Source organism: Nocardia yamanashiensis, assembly GCF_021183565.1.
In the GTDB taxonomy this organism is placed as follows: domain Bacteria; phylum Actinomycetota; class Actinomycetes; order Mycobacteriales; family Mycobacteriaceae; genus Nocardia; species Nocardia yamanashiensis.
In genome coordinates, this window is record NZ_CP089226.1 from 4786697 (window position 1) to 4803940 (window position 17244).

The following is a 17244-nucleotide window of genomic DNA, read 5'->3' on the forward strand; positions in this document are numbered from 1 at the left end:
CACCTCGGGGTCAGAGCTTTTCGACTATCAGAGCAAAACGGGCGTGGCACGGCGGACGATCCGCACCGCGAGGGCGTGCCGACACGGCCCCCGATTGCCGCGGGTTTCCGCCCACCAATCACAGGTGCAGACGAAGGTGCCGTCCGAGCCCGATCGAACCCGGTGGGTGTACCCGCCGGACACCACGTCCGCCAGTGCGGGATCACGTGCATCCAACCGCACCGCGTCGGCGGCGACCAGCTCGCGGGCCGCTTTCAGGCGCGGATTGTGCCGCTCGACTCGCCCTGCGGCATAAGGCAGTTCGCGATGGTAGTACGCCGCCTCGGCCATGTCGTAGCCGATGCGGCCATCGACGCCGAGCCGGGTCAGCGCCGCGCGCACCCGTTCCGGCGTGAGCCCGGACCGCTCCGCCAGCTCACCGATCTCGATGCGCGGATCCCAGGCCAGCAGCACAGACAGCAGTTCCGCGTCCGATTCGGCGTCCGCATCGGCGAGGCCGTCCAAAACCGTTCCCTCGCCGGAGAATCCCCGCCCCGCCTCCGGGGAAAGGGTGAGCGTGAGCCGCATGCCGGGCAGCCCGATCTCCCAGGCGGAGGCCAGCAGCGGGCTGTCTCCGGCGGCTTGCGGACCGTAGATCCGCAGCGAATCCGCATGGCGCAGCACTCGTTGCAGCGCACCCAGTCGCTGCGGTCCCGGCAGGCACACGGCCCCCGGCACCGGCCGCGAGGTGATCCGCAACCGCCCGCCGGCGGCCACCACCCACTGTCCGCCCCGTGAGGCATTGGTTCCCGAGCGCGGCAGGCCGCGCAGGAACCGCACCGCCTCGGTGGCCGAAACCTCCGCTCGCACATCGAATCCCGCCGTGATCACCTGCGTCTCGGCGAACCCGCGCAGCCACCGGTCCGGCAGCGGCACCTTCTTCTCCACCACCCGATCCCCGATGGTCGCCACCGCCAGCTCGTCCGGCCCGACGGTCAAATGCAGGGGATCGCCCGCCCCCACCCCGTTCAACGCGTCCCGCAACGGCGTGTTCACATCGACATTCGTTGTGCCGTAGCCGATATCGCCGTCGATTCCGTTGTCCAGCACGTCGAGTCGCGCATGCACTCCGCAGCAGGCCGAGAACGACTCGAACCGCAACCGATCCCCGTTGGCCGTCACCACCGGATCCAGCGAAGCCGCCCGAGTCTGCCGCGGATCGTAATACCGCGCACCCGCCACATCCGCCACCGCGAGCAACCCGCCCGCCGCCACCTCCGGCCGGGTGACGAACCCCCGGAAGAACGTCGGATTGGCCACCGCCCCACCGGGCGTACTCCCCCCACTGGTCTGCAACCCGAGCAGATCCCGTCCCCCGGACCGCTCCAGCCCCGAAGGCCGGAGATACGTAAGCGAATGCACCGCAGTCGAACTCATGCCCCGCACCGTAAATCCGCCCACCGACAGACCGGAAGCCCCCGCCGCCCCCGCACCCCGATGTCACCACCCCCGACTACCCTGGCCCCCACCCGGATTGGAGCCCGCCATCGCCACCGTCACCGCCGAAACAACAATCGCCGCCACCCCCGCCCAGGTATGGGACGCCCTCCGCGACACCGCCAACGTCCACACCCGCCTACTCCCCGGCTACGTCATGGACACCCGCATAGACGGCGACACCCGCTACCTGACCATGCCCACCGGCAACATAATCCGCGAACTCATCATCACCGTCGACGACGAAACCCGCCGCCTGGCCTACTCCGCCATCGAAGGCTTCCAACTCCCCCTCACCCACCACCACGCCTCCTTCCAAGTCCTCGACACCCCCACCGGCCAAGCCCGCCTCCTCTGGATAACCGACGTCCTCCCCCACCCCGCCGCAACCGAAGCCCGCCTCCGCATAAACCGTGGCATCCAAGTGATGCGCGAAACCATCGAACGCGCCACGACCTCCTGACCTGCGACAACCCATCGCCCCGCAATTGCCACAAATTAGCTCGATCGGTACTGTCACTGCTCGAAGTGACAGGTAGAGCAGCCCGCGCCCACCGTGCGCGGCTGCGGGGCAAAGGGGGACGCGGTGGCATTCGAAGTGAATCCGGAGGGCCTCCGCATGGCGGCGGGCGCGCTCGCGCTGCTGCCCAAGGACATCGATGACGCGCCCCATCTGGGGGCGGAACCCGTCGCGAAGGGGCTGGTCGGATCGGCTGCCGGGGCGGCGCTCGGGACGGCCGATCCAGCCAGCGGGACGGCAAAGGATGTGCTGAAAGCACGGTTCAACGAGTTCTCGTGCCTGCTGGCGCTGTGTGCCGACCAGTATCACGGGACCGATCTGGACGCGGCGCGACGGCTGGCAGCGATCACCGATCTCAATTCCGGCGACCCGCACGCGGAGAAGTAGCGGAATGCCGACGCCTGCCGAAGTGCGGAACTGGTCCGTCGACGGGCTGTCCGAGGTCGGTGCTGCCGCCACGAAAATCGCGGACGCCGTACTGCAAGCCTCCGATTCCATGTACACGGCCATTCACGACGGCTTGGCCTGGCAGGGCGAAGCCAAGACGGCGGCCGACGCCAAGTCCGAAACCGAACGCACCCAGATGCGCGCCATCGTCACCGCCTACGACGATCTCGGCACCGCCTGCACCACCGCGTTCGGCGCGATGGAACACCCGCTCGCGGAGATCAAGACCATCCTGAAAACCTATGTGGTCGCGCCGGTTTCGATTTCGGACGACTGGACCATCACCGGTGTCGAGGACTGGGATTCGGAGGCCGGGCTGCAACTGGCGCGGATTCCCGAACTGCTGTCGACCCTGCTGGCCGCCGACGCCACCGCCGGTGCGCAGATCACCGCGGCCGTCGGCGAACTCGATCGGATGGCCCCGCCGTCCGCGCTGGCCACGCTCACCGCCGAGATCCAGAAGATCAAGGCGCAGGACCCGAACGCCGTCCCCGATGCCATCGCGACCTCACCGGCTTCGTTCTGGGCGCCCGACATCCCCGCGACCACCGCCAACACGATCATCGGGGTGATGACCGATGTCACGCGCGACGGGCTGGAGACCTCGGCGCAGGCCGCGGGGCGAACCGGCGTGCTGCGCTGGGTCGAGAACTGGGGCAAGCTCGGCTCCTCGGGTCGCTTCACCTCGGGCCTGAGCCATTTCGGCATCGTCGGAAATGCCGTCGGCACCGTCCCAGCGATCGTGAACGACGTGAACGGCGGGATGAGCAAGCCCGAAGCCATCGTGAGCGAGAGCGCGGGCACGGTGGTCGGAATGGGGCTGGGCGGGCTGGCCGGTGCGGCGGTGAGCGGCGGAACCATCGGCGCCACGCTCGGGTCGATCGTGCCCGGAGCGGGGACGGCGGCCGGTTTCGTCGTCGGCGCCGCGGTCGGCGCGGGTGCGTCCTATCTGACTTCCAAACTGATTCAGAGGTGGTGGTGATGGCAAGCGACTCGGTATTCCCAACGGTGCCTTCAACATCGGTTTGGCCGGAGCGCCGATCATCCCGGCGCACAAAGGTAATCGGCGCGACCCTGGCGGCGATACCGGCCGTAGGCGCAGTGCTGTGGGTGATCGCGGTGCTCGGCGCCGAACCGAAGACTTTCGCGAATGTGCTGGGTGCGATAGGTGGCGCGCTGCTCGCGCTGGGAGCGGCGTTCCTGATCGTCAGCGTCGCTGGGCTACTACGCGGCCGGGACGTCGCCGCACGCGCGCAGGTCGATCCGGTGCGCGGCGCGGGTGTCGAATTGACCATGCGGCGGACCGACTTCCCGATCCTGATGCTGCTGGCCGGCTGTGCGCTGTACGGGTTCGCCGCCTGGCTCGGTTGGCGGGTAGGACAGGGCAGCGTGCTGCTCCCGCTGTCCAAGGACAATTCGACCGGCGCGACCTTCGCTTTGATCTTCGGTCTCGGCAGCGCGCTCGTACTGGTGCTGCTGGCGGTGGTGCTGCGCTGGAAGGTCTCGGTGACGGTGTATCCGGCCGGGATCCTGCGCCGCGTTCCACTGCCGTGGCAAGCCGTGAAGGAACAGTTGGTCGCGTGGGACGACATCGAGTCGATCACGCCGTCTCAGGTCCGGCCGTCCGCACAGTCCGGTTCGATGCCGTTGATCGCGTTGGGCATCGGCGACACACCGATTGTGGTGCCCCACAAGCTGTTCGACGAATCAGGCGCATTCGGAATCCCCGTGTACCTGATGACGGGTGAGCCCAATACGGCGCTGGCCGTGCTGCGCTTCCTGCATTCCCATCCCGAATCTCGGCAGCTTCTCGCCCGGCCCGACGCGGCCGACTGGTTCGCCACGGCGGGCGCGGACCGATGACCACGGCCGGAACGCCGCAGACCCTCGCCGAGCAGCTCACTGCCGCGGGCGTCGTCCTCACTCCGATCCATCCCGATTCGGTTGGAGCGCCGGAGGTTTCGGTCCCGATACCGGACGAGTGGTTACCCCTCGAGCCCTCTCTCGTGCCGGGCGCCTACCGGGTCTGGGCGCAACCGCCGGCAGACGCGGTGCCGTGGGCCGACAATGCGGTTCTTCTCGTGGGCGGCCTGTCGACCGGAGTGGACTGGTCGAACATTGCCGGTAGCGCCTTCACCGATTCGCAAAAGCTACCCGGCTGGGCCGATATTCGAACCGGCAGCGATCCGTATCGGGGATTTCCGTCGGCGGCGATCACCGGCACCTACACGGTGGACGAGCTCATGCTGTGGGCGCACACCCGATATGTGCTGTGCGAGTTCGGCGCAACGCAGTACTTGGTCCAGCTCACCGTGACGGTGCGCGCCGAGCGGGCGAACGCTGCCGTGCAGGAAATCTGCGACGGCCTCACCATTACCGATCCGGCAGCCGAGTCCTATCGCCCGTTCGAGCTGTCCTGAGCGCCCTGGTGCGGGGGCGCGGCGGTAGGGTTCACCCCGCCGTCCTGGTACGGGATGGCCGACCGCTGCCTGAGGAGGAAAGCTGATGACGTCTGTCAATCCGGCCGATGCGCATCCGAGCATTGCCGAGTATCTGGCCGGGGCCGGGGTGGAGGCCGCGCCGGTGGCGGCGGGGACGCCCGGGGCGCCGGTGGTGACCATCGCGGTGCCGGCGGGGTGGCAGCAGGTGCCGGCGCAGTTGTTCCCGGGGGCCTACGGGGTGTGGACGCAGGCGCCCGAGGGCGGGTGGGCCGATAACGCGGTCGTGCTGGTGGTGAAGTTCTCGCAGGCCGTGGATGCGAAGGAGCTGTTGAGTTACGCGTTCGGGGATGCGCGGCGGCTGCCGGAGTGGCGGGACAGTGAGACCGATGTCGCGGACTTCGGGGGTTTCCCGTCGGCGGGGATCACGGGGAGCTACAAGGTCGAGCCGTTCCAGTTGTGGACGTATCACCGGTATGTGGTGGTGGAGAACGGGGATGACCAGTTCTTGGTGCAGCTGACCGTCACCATTCGGGATGATCACGACGGGGCGGACGCGGCGACCGTGATCGAAGGGTTGAGCGTTTCGCTCTGACGCCGGTGGGTCCGGCTCGCTCAGTTCTGTGCGGCGAGCCGGACGAAAGCGGCGGTGTCGAGGGTTTCACCGCGGGCGGTCGGGGCGATTCCCGCTGCGGTGAGTCGCTTTTCGGCTTCGGCGGGGGAACCGGCCCAGCCCGCGAGGGCGGCGCGGAGGGTTTTGCGGCGCTGCGCGAAGGCGGCGTCCACGACGGCATACACCTTGCGGCGGAACTCCTCGTCCTGCGGCCAGGGGGAATCCTCGAAGCGGTCGATGCGGACGAGCCCGGATTCGACTTGCGGTACGGGCCAGAAGATCTGGCGGCCGACGGTGCCGGCGCGGCGGACGGTGCCGAAGAAACCGGCCTTCACACTGGGGACGCCGTAGATGCGGCCGCCGGGGGTGGCGGCGAGGCGGTCGGCCACTTCCAGCTGCACCATCACCAGAGTCGTTCGGATACTGGGCAATTCGGCCAGCAGGTGGAGCAGGACGGGGACCGCCACGTTGTAGGGCAGGTTCGCGACCAGCGCGGTGGGCTCGGCGGGCAGGTCGGCGCGGGTCACCTTCATGGCGTCCATGCCGACCACCGTCAGCCGGTCGGCCAGCTCGGGCGCGCGATCGCGGACCGTTTTCGGCAGATGCTTCGCCAGGGTCGGATCGATCTCCACGGCGATCACCCGATCGGCCACGTCGAGTGCGGCCAGGGTCAGCGAACCCAGCCCCGGCCCGACCTCGAGCACCACATCGTCACGCCCGACCCCGGCGGTCGCCACGATCCGGCGCATGGTGTTGGCATCGTGCACGAAGTTCTGCCCGAGCTGCTTGGTCGGGCGGACGCCGAATCGCTCGGCCAGCTCGCGGACTTCGGCGGGGCCGAGCAGAGCGGCTTTCCCGCGGCCGGCGTTCTCGGGTTCGGACATTCCGGTAAACCTATCAACCCGCCAGCTCAGGACACGGTCGGGGTGGCGAGGACACGCGTGGTGAAGGCGTCGATGGCCGCCCACATCGCCGGATTCAACTGGCAGTGCTTGCCGGTGCCGACCACGGTCGAGAAGTCCACGCCGTTGGCCGCGAACTGGGTGGCGAGCAGTGCGTGCAGCGGCGACGGGACGGTGGTGTCGGTGGCATTGGCCAGCAGCAGAATCGGCTGGTCATAGCCGCGCACCGGCACCGCCATGTAATCGTTCAGCACCGCGGGCAGCGGTCCTTGCGACAGCGGCCGCGACAGCAGTGCGCCGATCGACGCGGCCTGCATGCGCCGGGTGATCTCCGGCTGGCACACGTCCCCGATGCTGTCCAGCAGCTGCCGCCCGGTATCGGTCAGGTAGCTGTCCACCTGCGCGTCCGGCCGCGCGGCCCGCAGGCCGGCCAGGATCCCGGCGATGAATCCGTCTATCCCGGAACCGGATTCGCCCGGCAGCGCCGGCACCCACGGCCCGGCCACGGGCAGGAACTTCTCCACATCCGACGCCGGATCGATGGCGATGGTGCCCCGGAAGTCCAGCTCCGGCGCGGCGCTCACCTGCAGGTTCGAGGTGCCGAGCGCCGCCTGCCCGCCCTGCGAGGCCCCGGTGACGGCCCAGGTCCGCGACAGCGCCGGCTCGGCCGCCCGCGCCGCCCGCACCAGATCGATGGTGGCGGTCGCCTCGCTGCGCAGTTCCAGATACGGATGCGGCCCGGTCTCGAACAGCCCCAGCCCCAGATAGTCGGGCGCGACGACCGCGAAGCCACGGCTCACGAAGTACCGCATGATCTCGTCTTCGTTGGCACGTTCGGTGGGCCAGGGCGCGGTGGCGGGATCGGATTGCCCACCGCATCCGGCGCCGAGCCCGGTGGTGCCGTGGTCGTAGGCCATGATCGGCCAGCCGCCCGCCGGCGCCTGCCCCTCGGGCAGGAAGAGCGCCCCGCTGGCCCGCACCGGCTCGCCATTGGACCGGGTCGTCCAGTACGTCACCACCGACCCATTGGGAATGTCGTGAAAGCTCGACGGCTGTGCGGTTGCCGAAATCAGGCTTCCCGCCGGATCGGCCTGCGCGACCGTCGCGGGCAGCGTGAACAACACCCCGGCCGCGACCGCCGCAGCCATCGAACTTTTCACAAAACCACTGGTGAACAAGACAATTCCTCCATCAGCCCCGCCCGCAGCATCCGTCAGATCAGTTCAGAGCTTAACGAATCGGGAGTTTGCCGATGAATTGCCTTGCTGGTCAAGCCGATCTCAGGAAACCGCCGGGGTAGCCAGGATCCGATCGCTGAACGCCCCGATGGCATCCCACATCTGCGGGTTCAGCTGGGTGTGCGAACCGGTGCCGACGACGGTCTGGAAATCCACCCCGTTGGCGGCGAACTGCGCGGCCAGCGCGGCGTGCAGCGGCGAGGGCACGGTGATGTCATTGGTGTTCAGCAGCAACAGGATCGGCGCGTCGTAACCGCTGGTCGGCACGGTCATGTACGAATCGATGGCAGTCCGGAAGCGCTCGTCGTTCAACGGCTTGTTCACCAGCTCGCCGAGGCTCATACCCTGCACCGAGCTCATGATGTCGCGGAAGCACAGCCCCGAGATCCGATCCAGGGTCTGCTGTCCGACCGGCGTCAGGTAGCTGTCGAAGTCCAGCTCCGGATGGGTGGCGCGCAACCCGGCCATGATGCTGACCACGAATCCGTTGACGGCCGTACCGGCATCGCCCGGAATCGCCGGGACGTACGGCCCGACGAAGGGCGCGACCTTCTCGATATCGGAGGCCGGGTCGGAGGCGATGACGCCGCGGAAGTCCAGGTCCGGGGCTTCGGTGCGCTGCAGGTGGCCCGCGCCGAGCGCGGCGTGACCGCCCTGCGAGAACCCGATGGCGGCCCAGGTGCGCGAGAGCCGCGAGTCGCTGCTGCGCGCCGCCTTCACCAGGTCGATGGTGGCGGTGGCCTCGGTCCGGATCTCCAGGTACGGGTGCGGCCCGGTCTCGAACCGACCCAGCCCGACATAGTCCGGCGCGACGACGGCGAAGCCCTTGTTCACGAAGTACTGGATGACCCGATCCTCGATGGGCCGGCTGAATTTGGTGCTGGTCTGCCCGCCGCATCCGGGACCCATCCCGGAGGTGCCGTGGTCGTAGGCCATGATCGGCCACCCGCCCGCCGGCGCCGGACCGTCGGGGACGAAGAGCGCGCCGCTGGCCTGCACCGCTTCCCCGTTCGACCGGGTGGTCCAGTAGTCGACGATGGTGCCGTTGGCGAGTCCGCGGAAGCCGTCCGGCGCGGCGACGGTTTCGATCACGCTGCCCGGTGCGGCCGCCTGTGCCGGTACGCCCGGCAGCACCAGCAACGCACCCGTGGACGCCACGGCCGCGGTGAAAATCCGCGTCCGCCAACCGAACAACCGCATGAAACCCTCCATCAGCCCCGACCCATGATCAACAAACCCGATCGAGCCTAAACGATTTGAACAACGGACCAGTTTAAAAACTCTCTGGCAATTCGCTTTCCCCGCAAGCATTGACGCCACCTGAAACTTGTTCTAATTTCTCGCCATGTCGAGCAGATTTGATGGACGTCGGGTACTCGTCACCGGAGCCGGGTCCGGCATCGGCCAGGGCATCGCCCTGCGCCTGCTGGCCGAGGGCGCGCAGCTGGTGGCGGCGGATGTGAGCGAAAACGGCCTGGCCGCAACGGTGGAAGCGGTGCCGGCGGACCAGCGGGATAAATTGAAGACGGTCGTCCTGGACGTGGCCGATCCGGAATCGGTGGCCGCCGCCACCGCGACGGCCTTCGAATTCCTCGGCGGTTTGGACGTTCTCGTGAACGCGGCGGGCATCATGCGCGCCGGGCACACCCACGAATTGCCCCTGGAGACCTGGAACAAGGTGCTCGCGGTGAACCTCACCGGAACCTTCCTCATGGTGCAGGCGGGCATTCCGCGATTGCTCGATTCGCCGCACGGCGGGGTGATCGTGAACTTCTCCTCCACGTCGGCATTCGGCGCGGCGCCGTACATGGCGGCCTACACCGCGTCCAAGGCCGGTATCAACGCCCTGACCCACACCATCGCCCTCGAATACGTGAAGAAGGGCCTGCGCGCGGTGAACATCGTGCCGGGCGGTATCGGCACCAGCCTGACCGCGGGCCTCGATCTTCCGGCCGATGCCGATTGGAGCCTGATGGCCCGGCTCCCCGGCTGGCTGGAGGGCGGCACGCTGGGCAAGCCCGAGGACATCGCGGGCGTGGTGGCCATGGTGGCCTCGGACGACGGCCGCTACATGACCGGCACCGAACTCCGCATCGACGGCGGAGCACTGATGTAGTCGAGAAGAAGAGGGGGCGTGGGGTTGAACCCCACGCCCCCTTCTCGTTTCAGCTGATACCGAGCCGGCTGGTGCAGGCGGGCCAGGCGCCCCACCCCTGCCGCGCCCGCGTCACCTCGGCGATGGCGATCTGCTCTTCCCGGGTGGCGAGATCGGCGCGCGGCGCGTACCGCGTCCCGCCCTGACGCTCCCAGGTGGACTGGTCGAACTGGATCCCGCCGTAGTACCCGTTGCCGGTATTGATGGCCCAGTTGCCGTTCGATTCGCACTTGGCCAGCGCGTCCCAGGTGGTCCCGTCGCGCACTTCCGGCACCTCGGTCCCGGGCTTGGCGCCCTTGCGAATGGTCTTGGGCGCGGCCGGGGTGACCACGGTGGCCTTCACCGGATCCTTGCCCGCCTCTTTGCCGTTCACGATGGACACCGCGAAGGTCACGTCCTGCACGCCCGGAATCCCGGGGTTCTCCACCACGGTCCGGCTCATATTGAGCGTCGGGTCCTCGATGATGTTCTCGGTCGGTTCCAGCGGCACCCGCTCGGTGCGGTTCTGCACGATCTTGCGGGTGACGGTGATCTTCATGCCGTCACGCAGCGCGGTATCGGCCGACGGCTCCACGAAGTCCTGATTGATCAGCGGCCGGCCCTGCAGCTCCAGCAGCTGCCCGACGGTCGGCGCGGCCAGCCGCACCAGCGAATGCGCGCCGCCGTTGTCGGCCAGCTCGACCGTGCGCGGATTGGTGATCAGCAGCTGCGCGCCTTCCAGGGGCAGCGGCGTGGGCCGGGCGGGCGAGGTGAATACGTCACCGGGCAGGTTCAGTTTCACCACGGCCTCGGCCACGGTGAGCGCGGTGGTCCACGCCTTGGAGGGCGATCCGTCCACGATGAGCGCGACCTCGCGGGCCCGGTTCAGCGTGATGGTGGACCCGTCCGCGACTTTCGAAGCGGCCGAAGGGGATACGTCGTCGCGTTCGGAGATGCCGAACCCGGCGTCCTTGAGCACGCCGCGCACGTCACCGAACATGGTGTGCTGCACGACCCGCTGACCGTCCACCACGACCGTGACGGTCTTCTTGTTCATGATGGCCAGGCCCGCGCCCACGGTGAGCGTGACGAGCATCGCCGCGATGGCTCCGTACAGGAGCGGCGATCGCGACGAGTTGATCTTCGTCAGTGCGTTCATCGGAAATCCCGGCATGGTCACAGTACGATAACGACGGCTTTGGCGATTGACAACCGATCCGCGCCGACCAGCGAAATCCAAGATCACGAGAAGATATCGCTCAGCAGGCAAATCACGATCGCGACACAGCATAGTGAGCTATCCCACACGGCGCTAATCGGGCAGGGCGTTTCGCACCGAAGATACGAAACGCGAAAAAAGCTGCGAGCGGCCGTATTCCGCCGGGCGGCGCGCTAGATGCCGTAGACCCTGCGCGCATTGGCGGTGGTGATCTTGGCGAGCTGCGCCGGATCCTGTTCGCGCAACTCCGCCAGCGCCCGCACCGTGTACGGCAACACGTACGACTCGTTCTGCGCACCCCGGAACGGATGCGGGGTCAGGAACGGCGCGTCCGTTTCGACCAGAATGTGATCGTCGGGAACGAGTTTCGCGGCTTCCCGCAATTCGTGGGCATTCTTGAAACTCACCGTGCCGGAGAAACTCAGCACATACCCCTGCTCCACGCAGGCGAGGGCCATGTTCGCGTCCGACGAGAAGCAATGGAAGATCACCTCTTCCGGCGCGCCCTCATCCAGCAGCACCGCCAGCAGATCGTGATCGGCCTCCCGGTTGTGGATCATGAGCGGTTTGCCGAGACGCTTGGCGAGATCGATGTGCCAGCGGAAACCCTCCACCTGGGTCTCGATATCCGCGCAGCCGTCGAGCTTGCCGGGCCAGTAGTAGTCGAGCCCGGTCTCGCCGACCGCGACCACGCGCGGGTCCGCGGCGAGCTGTTCCAGTTCGATCTTGGCGGCTTCGTCGAGCGCGTTGGCGCGGGTGGGATGCAGCGCCACCGCCGCGTACACCCGGTCGTCCCAATGGGCGGCGCGCACCGCGAACCGGGCGGCTTCCAGATCGTCGGCCACGGTGACGATCTCCCGCACGCCCACCGCGCGGGCCCGATCGACCAGGGCGGCAACCGCTTCCGGCGTGGTCGCGCCGCACGCGTCGATATGGGTGTGGGCGTCGATGAGCGGCGACAGCGGCTCGGGCGGTTCGGGCGCAGGTCGGCGGCTGCTCTTTGCGGACACGCCGTTTAGAGTAGACAGCACCATGAGCGCATCCGAACGCCCCGCCTTCTACCTCACCACGGCTATCGCGTACCCGAACGGCGCGCCCCACATCGGGCACGCCTATGAGTACATCTCCACCGATGCCCTGGCCCGCTTCAAGCGGCTGGACGGGTTCGACGTGTTCTTCATGACCGGCACCGACGAGCACGGCCAGAAGGTGCAGCAGGCCGCCAAGGCCGCGGGCAAGCCGGAGCGGGAGTACGTCTCCGGCAACTCGGATGTGTTCGAGCGCATGGACCAGGCCCTCGACGTCTCCTTCGACCGGTTCATCCGCACCACCGACGCCGACCATCACGCCGCGGCCATCGCCATCTGGGAGAAGATGGCCGCCAACGGGGACATCTACCTCGACACCTACGCGGGCTGGTATTCGGTGCGCGACGAGGCGTTCTACACCGACGAGGAGACCACCGTCCTCGAGGACGGCACCCGCATCTCCACCGACACCAAGACCCCGGTGGAGTGGACCGAGGAGTCGAACTACTTCTTCCGGCTGTCCAACTATCAGGACAAGCTGCTGGAGCTGTACGAGACGCATCCGGAATTCATCGCGCCCGGCACCCGCCGCAACGAGATCGTCTCGTATGTGAAGGCGGGGCTGAAGGATCTGTCCATCTCCCGCACCACGTTCGACTGGGGCGTGCCGGTGCCGGGTGATCCGGCGCACGTCATGTACGTGTGGGTGGACGCGCTCACCAACTACCTGACCGGCGCGGGTTTCCCGGACGTCGAGTCCGAGCAGTTCCGCAAGTTCTGGCCAGCCGATCTGCACATCATCGGCAAGGACATCACCCGCTTCCACACCGTCTACTGGCCGGCGTTCCTGATGTCGGCCGGAATCGAGCTGCCCAAGCGCGTTTTCGTGCACGGGTTCCTCTACAACAAGGGCGAGAAGATGTCGAAGTCGGTCGGCAATGTCGTCGACCCGATGGAGCTGGTGGACACCTACGGGCTGGACGCGGTGCGGTTCTTCCTGCTGCGCGAGATCTCCTACGGGCAGGACGGGTCCTACAGCCACGAAGGCATTGTGGGGCGGATCAATTCGGATCTGGCCAACGAGTACGGCAATCTGGCGCAGCGCTGCCTGAAGATGGTCGGGCGTGATTTCGGCGGGGTGCTGCCGACGCCGGGCGCGTTCACCGCCGACGATCAGGCGCTGCTGGATCGCGCGGGCGGGCTGCTGGAGAAGGTGCGGGCCGAATTCGACCAGCAGCAGATCCATTTGGGGCTGGAGCAGTTGTGGCTGACCCTGGGTGAGACGAATCGCTATTTCTCGGCGCAGGCGCCGTGGACGCTGGCCAAGGAAGGCACGCCGGAGGCCACCGAGCGCGAAGGCACCATTCTCTACGTGACCTCCGAGGTGCTGCGGATCGTGTCGATTCTGGTGCAGCCGGTGATTCCGGCGTCGGCGGGCAAGATCCTGGATCTGCTCGGTCAGACCGGACGCGATTTCGCCGATATCGGCACGCCTTTGAAGGGCGGGATCGCGCTGCCGGAACCGCAGGTGGTGTTCCCGAAGTACGTGGAGCCCAAGGCTTAAGACTCGTCCGGCAGGCGCGCCGGTGTCAGCATGAACAGCTGGTACTGGCGGTCGTTCGGGTGCCAGGAGTTGTAGGAACGCATGGTGAAGGCCAGGCGGCCGCCGTCCGGGGTGCGGACCAGGGCGGTCGCCCGGTTGTAGGTTTCCTCGTCCATTTCGGTGTTCCACATGGTTTCGAATTCCGGGATTTCGCGGCGGCAGGTTTCCAGGATCTGCGCCAGCCGCACCGGATCGGCGATGCCGGGGGCGCTGGTCTTGAGGATGTAGATCAGGCGGTGCACGATCTCGTACCAATTGATCAGGCTGGCACGGGCTTCCGGCACACTGGCCATCTGCTCGATCACATTCGTCGGGCGTTCGGCGTCGAGCGGTGCGGGGCGCAGCCACGGGAATGCTTCTCGGGCCACCTGATTGGCGGCGAGCACTTCGTATTCCGGGAACTTGTGATAGAACGCCGGAAACGGAAAGCATTCGAGATGGTCGAGATCCTCCTCGGTGAGCACCGGCGGCCATTTCCCGACCGCGATGGTGGAAATGCCAGGCAAGGCCAGGGTCGCCATCTTTTCCATCAGCCAGACCGGTGCGTCCATGGCGCGGCACCAATCCTCGAGCCGGCTGCCGGTGAGCGGGCGTTCGCCCTTCTCCAATTTCCGGTACAGCGACAGGCTGACGAACATGCGGTTGGCCACATCCTGCTGGGTCAGGCCGAGGCTCTCCCGCCGATACCGCATATACGCACGCAGCAGCGGCTTTTCCGTCCCCTGATCGATGGCTCCCAGCACGGGCTCGGACGATACCCGATTCGGAACTGAGGTCACCCGCCAGCAGCACCGAACGCAACAGTTTCACACCGCGGCCGATAATAAGGAAGCGGTTGATATCGGTTGGGCGAAAGAGGGCAGCATGCGGGAGCAGCAGGTGCGGGCGACATTGCAGCGCACCAGTTTCGACGAGCGGCATCGCGCCGCCCGGGACGCGGTACTCACCTCACAGCGCGGCCGCCTCATCGAGGCGATGGTGGAATGCGTGGAAGCCAAAGGTTATGCCGCCACCACCCTCACCGATCTGGTCGCCCGCGCCCGCGTCTCCCGCAGCACCTTCTACGAGCACTTCACCAACAAGGAACAGTGCTTCGTGGAGGCCGTGCACGCCGGCATGGACATCGTCCAAGCCCGCATAGCCGACGAACTCTCCCAGTTGCCCCCCGACGCCGATGCCGTCACCCGCATCGAATGCATCGTCAACACCTTCTGCGAAACCGTAGCCACCGAACCGGATTTCGCCCGCCTCATCCTCGTCGAATCCTTCAAGGTCGACGCCAGCGCAGTCGGCTTCCGAGACCAGGCCGTAGACGGTTTCGCCGCCCTCTACCGCCTCTTCTACGAACAAGCCCGCAAATCCGACCCCGCCCTCCCCCACCTCTCCGACACCATGCTGGCCCTCATCCCCGACGCCATAGCCGAACGCACCCGCCGCGTAATAGTCACCGAAGGCGCCACCCAAGTCCCCACCCTCGCCCCCACCTTCATCCAATTCGTCCACGCCGTCCTGGGTTTCACCCCCACCCGATGACCCGAGTGGCGCTTTTCGCCCACCCGACGATCTTGCTGGGTTGGCATCGGGGATGCCGGCCGGGCTCGATCGCCGGGTGATCGGCAGGGGTGTTACTTGGCGGAGAGGCTGCTCAGGATGCCGGCGAAGGGGTTGCCGTCGAAGGAGCCGGTGCCGCCGCCGGCGGGGGTGCAGTCGACGACGGAGACGGTGGTCGTCTTGCTGCTGATTACTTCCTGGACGGCTTTCAGGGTGTGGGAGCCGGTGGTGGTGGGGGTCCAGGAGAAGGTGGCTTTGCCGTTGGAGGGCTTGGCTTTTCCGACCTCGGTGCTGCCGTCGGACAGGGTGACGTCGAACAGGAACGAGGTGACCGTGACGTCGACGGTGACGGTGTAGGTCTTGCCGGTGCAGAACTTGTCGCCGGATACGGAGATGCCGGTGACCAGGGCGTTCGCGCTCGGGGCGGCGAGGACCGCGGTGGCGGCCAGGGCGCCGAAGGCGGTGGCGCCGAAGCCGGCCCGGTGGAATTTCGTCATGAGTGTGCTCCTTCGGTACTCACAGCTGCGTGAGTAATCCGAAACAATAGTGCTTCACTCATTCATCGGTGCAGTTTTCGACGGAAAGCCACCGAGACCCTGACCATGATCGTCGCCGCCGCCCGGCCGCCGTTCACCGAACCCGGTCGTAAACCACGGCGATCTCGCCGAGCTCCCCGATTTCCTGTTGTACCACTGTCCATTCCGATCCCGGCAGCCCGTCTTCGAAAAGCCGGTCACCACCGCCGGCGATCTCCGGGCAGATGACGAGGTAGAGGCGGTCGACAAGGTCTGCCGCCAGCAGCGGCTTCAGAATGCTCGGACTGGTGTTGACGAGAATGTCCCCGGCCCCGCCGGACTTCAAATCGGCGACGATATCCGCGACCGAACCGTTCACGATGCGAGCGCGGTCCCACGGCGCGTCGGCCAAAGTGCGTGAGAACACCACCTTTTCGGTATCGATCAACCACTTCGCGTAGCCGCGGTCCCGCGCATCCGCGTTCTCATCGGCCGCCACCGTCGACCAATACCCGATGAACCCTTCGGCATTCCCCCGCCCGAGCACCGCCGTGGTGGCATGCTCCCACATCCGATTCATCTGATTCCGAGCCACCTCGGCCGTCGCATACTTGACGATGCGCCCCAGATCAGCCGCACCTCCGGGCCCGTTGTACCGCCCATCGAGGGTGATGCTGATATTGGCGGCAACTCTGCGCGCATTCATGATTCCGCTCCTTCATCGTCGGTGTGTGCGCCGATGAGCTCGGCGAGATTGTCGAGAACCTGCCCCCATCCGGTTTCGATACCGGCAATGAAAGGCGCAGCCCCGATGGTCGTTTCGGTAATGGTCAACCCCAGTCGCAGCCGGGTTCCCCGCGAGACCGCGGCCAGGCTCAAGTCGTAACGACCGGTGAACGAAATTGCCCCGGCGGCGTCGAGCACCGCGAGGTCGAAGACGAGCGCATCGGGCTCATCGGCCGCGAGCACCTGCCCTTCGGAGCGGTATCGCCGCCCCTCCTCGTCGCGATACTCGAGCACGACCCGCCCGCCCGCCCGAGGCTCCAGGACGCATTCGGCGATGGTCAACGGCGTCGGCGCCCACCAGGATCCGAGCAGATCCGCATCGGTCCAATACCGCCAGACCCGATCCCGCCCCGCGTCGAAGGTCCGCTCGAACGCGAACTCGCGCCCATCCGCCCACCGATCCCGATCCGCCGCAATGACTTCCCGATCGATGGCCGCCCGGTACCGTGCGATCACATCCCGCTCGCCCGCATGCGCCTCGGCTGTCTCGAGCAGCTCCCGCAGCCGAGCCGAAAAGGCTTGCAAAGACCCGGTTTCCAGCGCATAGACCCGCCGTTGCCCGAGGGGAAACACGGTGACCAGCCCTGCCCGCGCGAGCGTCTGCAGATGCTTGGTCGCCTGCGGCTGCCGCAACCCGGTCAGCTCGGCCAGTTCACCGACCGCCCGGGGCCGCTCCGCGAGCAGCTCGACCATGCGCCAGCGCGCACTGTCTCCGAGCGCTGCCGAGATTTCGTCCATGCCCAAAATATTCCACCAAGAGAATATTCCTGTCAA

The 17244-nt window shown here is 67.1% G+C and carries 19 protein-coding genes; 9 read left to right on the plus strand and 10 right to left on the minus strand.

Annotation, left to right across the window (positions count from 1 at the left end; all coding sequences use genetic code 11):
• Window positions 1-27 precede the first annotated feature (27 nt).
• Complete coding sequence (locus LTV02_RS22660; protein WP_233033631.1) at window positions 28-1416, minus strand: winged helix-turn-helix transcriptional regulator; 1389 nt, start codon at window positions 1414-1416, stop codon at window positions 28-30.
• Here LTV02_RS22660 and LTV02_RS22665 point away from each other — a divergent pair.
• From LTV02_RS22665 to LTV02_RS22690, 6 genes are all read left to right on the plus strand, one after another.
• On the plus strand, window positions 1415-1939 hold the full coding sequence (locus LTV02_RS22665) for an SRPBCC family protein (protein WP_269821552.1): 525 nt from the start codon (window positions 1415-1417) through the stop codon (window positions 1937-1939). The genes LTV02_RS22660 and LTV02_RS22665 overlap by 2 nt on opposite strands.
• A 123-nt stretch (window positions 1940-2062) precedes the next feature.
• Window positions 2063-2383, plus strand: coding sequence for a hypothetical protein (locus LTV02_RS22670; protein ID WP_233033633.1), 321 nt, complete (start codon window positions 2063-2065; stop codon window positions 2381-2383).
• A gap of 4 nt (window positions 2384-2387) precedes the next feature.
• Complete coding sequence (locus LTV02_RS22675) at window positions 2388-3425, plus strand: hypothetical protein (RefSeq protein ID WP_233033635.1); 1038 nt, start codon at window positions 2388-2390, stop codon at window positions 3423-3425.
• A 119-nt stretch (window positions 3426-3544) separates the two neighbouring features.
• Window positions 3545-4306, plus strand: coding sequence for a hypothetical protein (locus tag LTV02_RS22680; protein ID WP_233033637.1), 762 nt, complete (start codon window positions 3545-3547; stop codon window positions 4304-4306).
• Complete coding sequence (locus tag LTV02_RS22685) at window positions 4303-4863, plus strand: LpqN/LpqT family lipoprotein (protein WP_233033639.1); 561 nt, start codon at window positions 4303-4305, stop codon at window positions 4861-4863. Before LTV02_RS22680 ends, LTV02_RS22685 begins: the two co-directional genes overlap by 4 nt.
• 85 nt (window positions 4864-4948) lie before the next feature.
• The gene (locus LTV02_RS22690) at window positions 4949-5476 is read left to right on the plus strand and encodes an LpqN/LpqT family lipoprotein (protein WP_067710554.1); all 528 of its coding nucleotides are present in this window, start codon (window positions 4949-4951) and stop codon (window positions 5474-5476) included.
• A gap of 20 nt (window positions 5477-5496) precedes the next feature.
• Here LTV02_RS22690 and rsmA read toward each other — a convergent pair whose 3' ends face one another.
• From rsmA to LTV02_RS22705, 3 genes are all read right to left on the minus strand, one after another.
• Window positions 5497-6378 carry a 16S rRNA (adenine(1518)-N(6)/adenine(1519)-N(6))-dimethyltransferase RsmA gene (gene rsmA / locus LTV02_RS22695; RefSeq protein WP_233033648.1) on the minus strand — a complete coding sequence of 294 codons (882 nt, stop codon included), beginning with the start codon at window positions 6376-6378 and terminating at the stop codon, window positions 5497-5499.
• A gap of 26 nt (window positions 6379-6404) precedes the next feature.
• Window positions 6405-7544: a lipase family protein gene (locus LTV02_RS22700; protein ID WP_233033650.1), complete on the minus strand. Its 1140-nt coding sequence runs from the start codon at window positions 7542-7544 to the stop codon at window positions 6405-6407.
• Window positions 7545-7676: 132 nt separating this feature from the next.
• On the minus strand, window positions 7677-8834 hold the full coding sequence (locus tag LTV02_RS22705; RefSeq protein ID WP_233033653.1) for a lipase family protein: 1158 nt from the start codon (window positions 8832-8834) through the stop codon (window positions 7677-7679).
• Window positions 8835-8979: 145 nt separating this feature from the next.
• On the opposite strand from LTV02_RS22705, the gene LTV02_RS22710 reads away from it, so the two are divergent.
• Window positions 8980-9750, plus strand: coding sequence for an SDR family NAD(P)-dependent oxidoreductase (locus tag LTV02_RS22710; protein WP_233033654.1), 771 nt, complete (start codon window positions 8980-8982; stop codon window positions 9748-9750).
• A gap of 49 nt (window positions 9751-9799) precedes the next feature.
• Here the strand turns inward: LTV02_RS22710 and LTV02_RS22715 are convergent, their stop codons facing one another.
• Together LTV02_RS22715 and LTV02_RS22720 are read right to left on the minus strand one after the other, a co-directional pair.
• Window positions 9800-10927, minus strand: coding sequence for a resuscitation-promoting factor (locus LTV02_RS22715; protein ID WP_233033656.1), 1128 nt, complete (start codon window positions 10925-10927; stop codon window positions 9800-9802).
• A gap of 233 nt (window positions 10928-11160) precedes the next feature.
• Complete coding sequence (locus LTV02_RS22720) at window positions 11161-12021, minus strand: TatD family hydrolase (RefSeq protein ID WP_408639250.1); 861 nt, start codon at window positions 12019-12021, stop codon at window positions 11161-11163.
• Here LTV02_RS22720 and metG point away from each other — a divergent pair.
• Window positions 12020-13579 carry a methionine--tRNA ligase gene (gene metG / locus LTV02_RS22725; RefSeq protein ID WP_233033658.1) on the plus strand — a complete coding sequence of 520 codons (1560 nt, stop codon included), beginning with the start codon at window positions 12020-12022 and terminating at the stop codon, window positions 13577-13579. The two genes, LTV02_RS22720 and metG, sit on opposite strands and share 2 nt — an antisense overlap.
• Here metG and LTV02_RS22730 read toward each other — a convergent pair.
• Window positions 13576-14361: a helix-turn-helix domain-containing protein gene (locus LTV02_RS22730; protein WP_233033659.1), complete on the minus strand. Its 786-nt coding sequence runs from the start codon at window positions 14359-14361 to the stop codon at window positions 13576-13578. The two genes, metG and LTV02_RS22730, sit on opposite strands and share 4 nt — an antisense overlap.
• Before the next feature lie 121 nt (window positions 14362-14482).
• Here LTV02_RS22730 and LTV02_RS22735 point away from each other — a divergent pair, with 121 nt between their 5' ends.
• Entirely contained in the window at window positions 14483-15151 is a 669-nt protein-coding gene (locus LTV02_RS22735; protein WP_067710547.1) for a TetR/AcrR family transcriptional regulator, read from the plus strand.
• 92 nt (window positions 15152-15243) lie between these two features.
• On the opposite strand, the gene LTV02_RS22740 is transcribed toward LTV02_RS22735, so the two are convergent.
• From LTV02_RS22740 to LTV02_RS22750, 3 genes are all read right to left on the minus strand, one after another.
• Window positions 15244-15666: a hypothetical protein gene (locus LTV02_RS22740; RefSeq protein ID WP_233033660.1), complete on the minus strand. Its 423-nt coding sequence runs from the start codon at window positions 15664-15666 to the stop codon at window positions 15244-15246.
• Window positions 15667-15799: 133 nt separating this feature from the next.
• Window positions 15800-16390 carry a dihydrofolate reductase family protein gene (locus LTV02_RS22745; RefSeq protein ID WP_233033661.1) on the minus strand — a complete coding sequence of 197 codons (591 nt, stop codon included), beginning with the start codon at window positions 16388-16390 and terminating at the stop codon, window positions 15800-15802.
• A complete protein-coding gene (locus tag LTV02_RS22750; RefSeq protein WP_233033662.1) occupies window positions 16387-17208 on the minus strand; it encodes a metalloregulator ArsR/SmtB family transcription factor in 822 nt (273 codons plus the stop codon). The genes LTV02_RS22745 and LTV02_RS22750 overlap by 4 nt, the downstream gene beginning before the upstream one ends.
• Window positions 17209-17244: the final 36 nt, after the last annotated feature.

What these genes read in the sequence shown, in the direction of transcription:
- LTV02_RS22665 (WP_269821552.1), top strand. Translation starts at nt 1,415, where the DNA reads ATGCCCCGCACCGTAAATCCGCCCACCGACAGACCGGAAGCCCCCGCC.
- LTV02_RS22660 (WP_233033631.1), bottom strand. Translation starts at nt 1,416, where the DNA reads ATGAGTTCGACTGCGGTGCATTCGCTTACGTATCTCCGGCCTTCGGGG.
- LTV02_RS22675 (WP_233033635.1), top strand. Translation starts at nt 2,388, where the DNA reads ATGCCGACGCCTGCCGAAGTGCGGAACTGGTCCGTCGACGGGCTGTCC.
- LTV02_RS22685 (WP_233033639.1), top strand. Translation starts at nt 4,303, where the DNA reads ATGACCACGGCCGGAACGCCGCAGACCCTCGCCGAGCAGCTCACTGCC.
- LTV02_RS22690 (WP_067710554.1), top strand. Translation starts at nt 4,949, where the DNA reads ATGACGTCTGTCAATCCGGCCGATGCGCATCCGAGCATTGCCGAGTAT.
- rsmA (WP_233033648.1), bottom strand. Translation starts at nt 6,378, where the DNA reads ATGTCCGAACCCGAGAACGCCGGCCGCGGGAAAGCCGCTCTGCTCGGC.
- LTV02_RS22700 (WP_233033650.1), bottom strand. Translation starts at nt 7,544, where the DNA reads ATGGCTGCGGCGGTCGCGGCCGGGGTGTTGTTCACGCTGCCCGCGACG.
- LTV02_RS22705 (WP_233033653.1), bottom strand. Translation starts at nt 8,834, where the DNA reads ATGCGGTTGTTCGGTTGGCGGACGCGGATTTTCACCGCGGCCGTGGCG.
- LTV02_RS22710 (WP_233033654.1), top strand. Translation starts at nt 8,980, where the DNA reads ATGTCGAGCAGATTTGATGGACGTCGGGTACTCGTCACCGGAGCCGGG.
- LTV02_RS22715 (WP_233033656.1), bottom strand. Translation starts at nt 10,927, where the DNA reads ATGAACGCACTGACGAAGATCAACTCGTCGCGATCGCCGCTCCTGTAC.
- metG (WP_233033658.1), top strand. Translation starts at nt 12,020, where the DNA reads ATGAGCGCATCCGAACGCCCCGCCTTCTACCTCACCACGGCTATCGCG.
- LTV02_RS22720 (WP_408639250.1), bottom strand. Translation starts at nt 12,021, where the DNA reads ATGGTGCTGTCTACTCTAAACGGCGTGTCCGCAAAGAGCAGCCGCCGA.
- LTV02_RS22735 (WP_067710547.1), top strand. Translation starts at nt 14,483, where the DNA reads ATGCGGGAGCAGCAGGTGCGGGCGACATTGCAGCGCACCAGTTTCGAC.
- LTV02_RS22740 (WP_233033660.1), bottom strand. Translation starts at nt 15,666, where the DNA reads ATGACGAAATTCCACCGGGCCGGCTTCGGCGCCACCGCCTTCGGCGCC.
- LTV02_RS22745 (WP_233033661.1), bottom strand. Translation starts at nt 16,390, where the DNA reads ATGAATGCGCGCAGAGTTGCCGCCAATATCAGCATCACCCTCGATGGG.
- LTV02_RS22750 (WP_233033662.1), bottom strand. Translation starts at nt 17,208, where the DNA reads ATGGACGAAATCTCGGCAGCGCTCGGAGACAGTGCGCGCTGGCGCATG.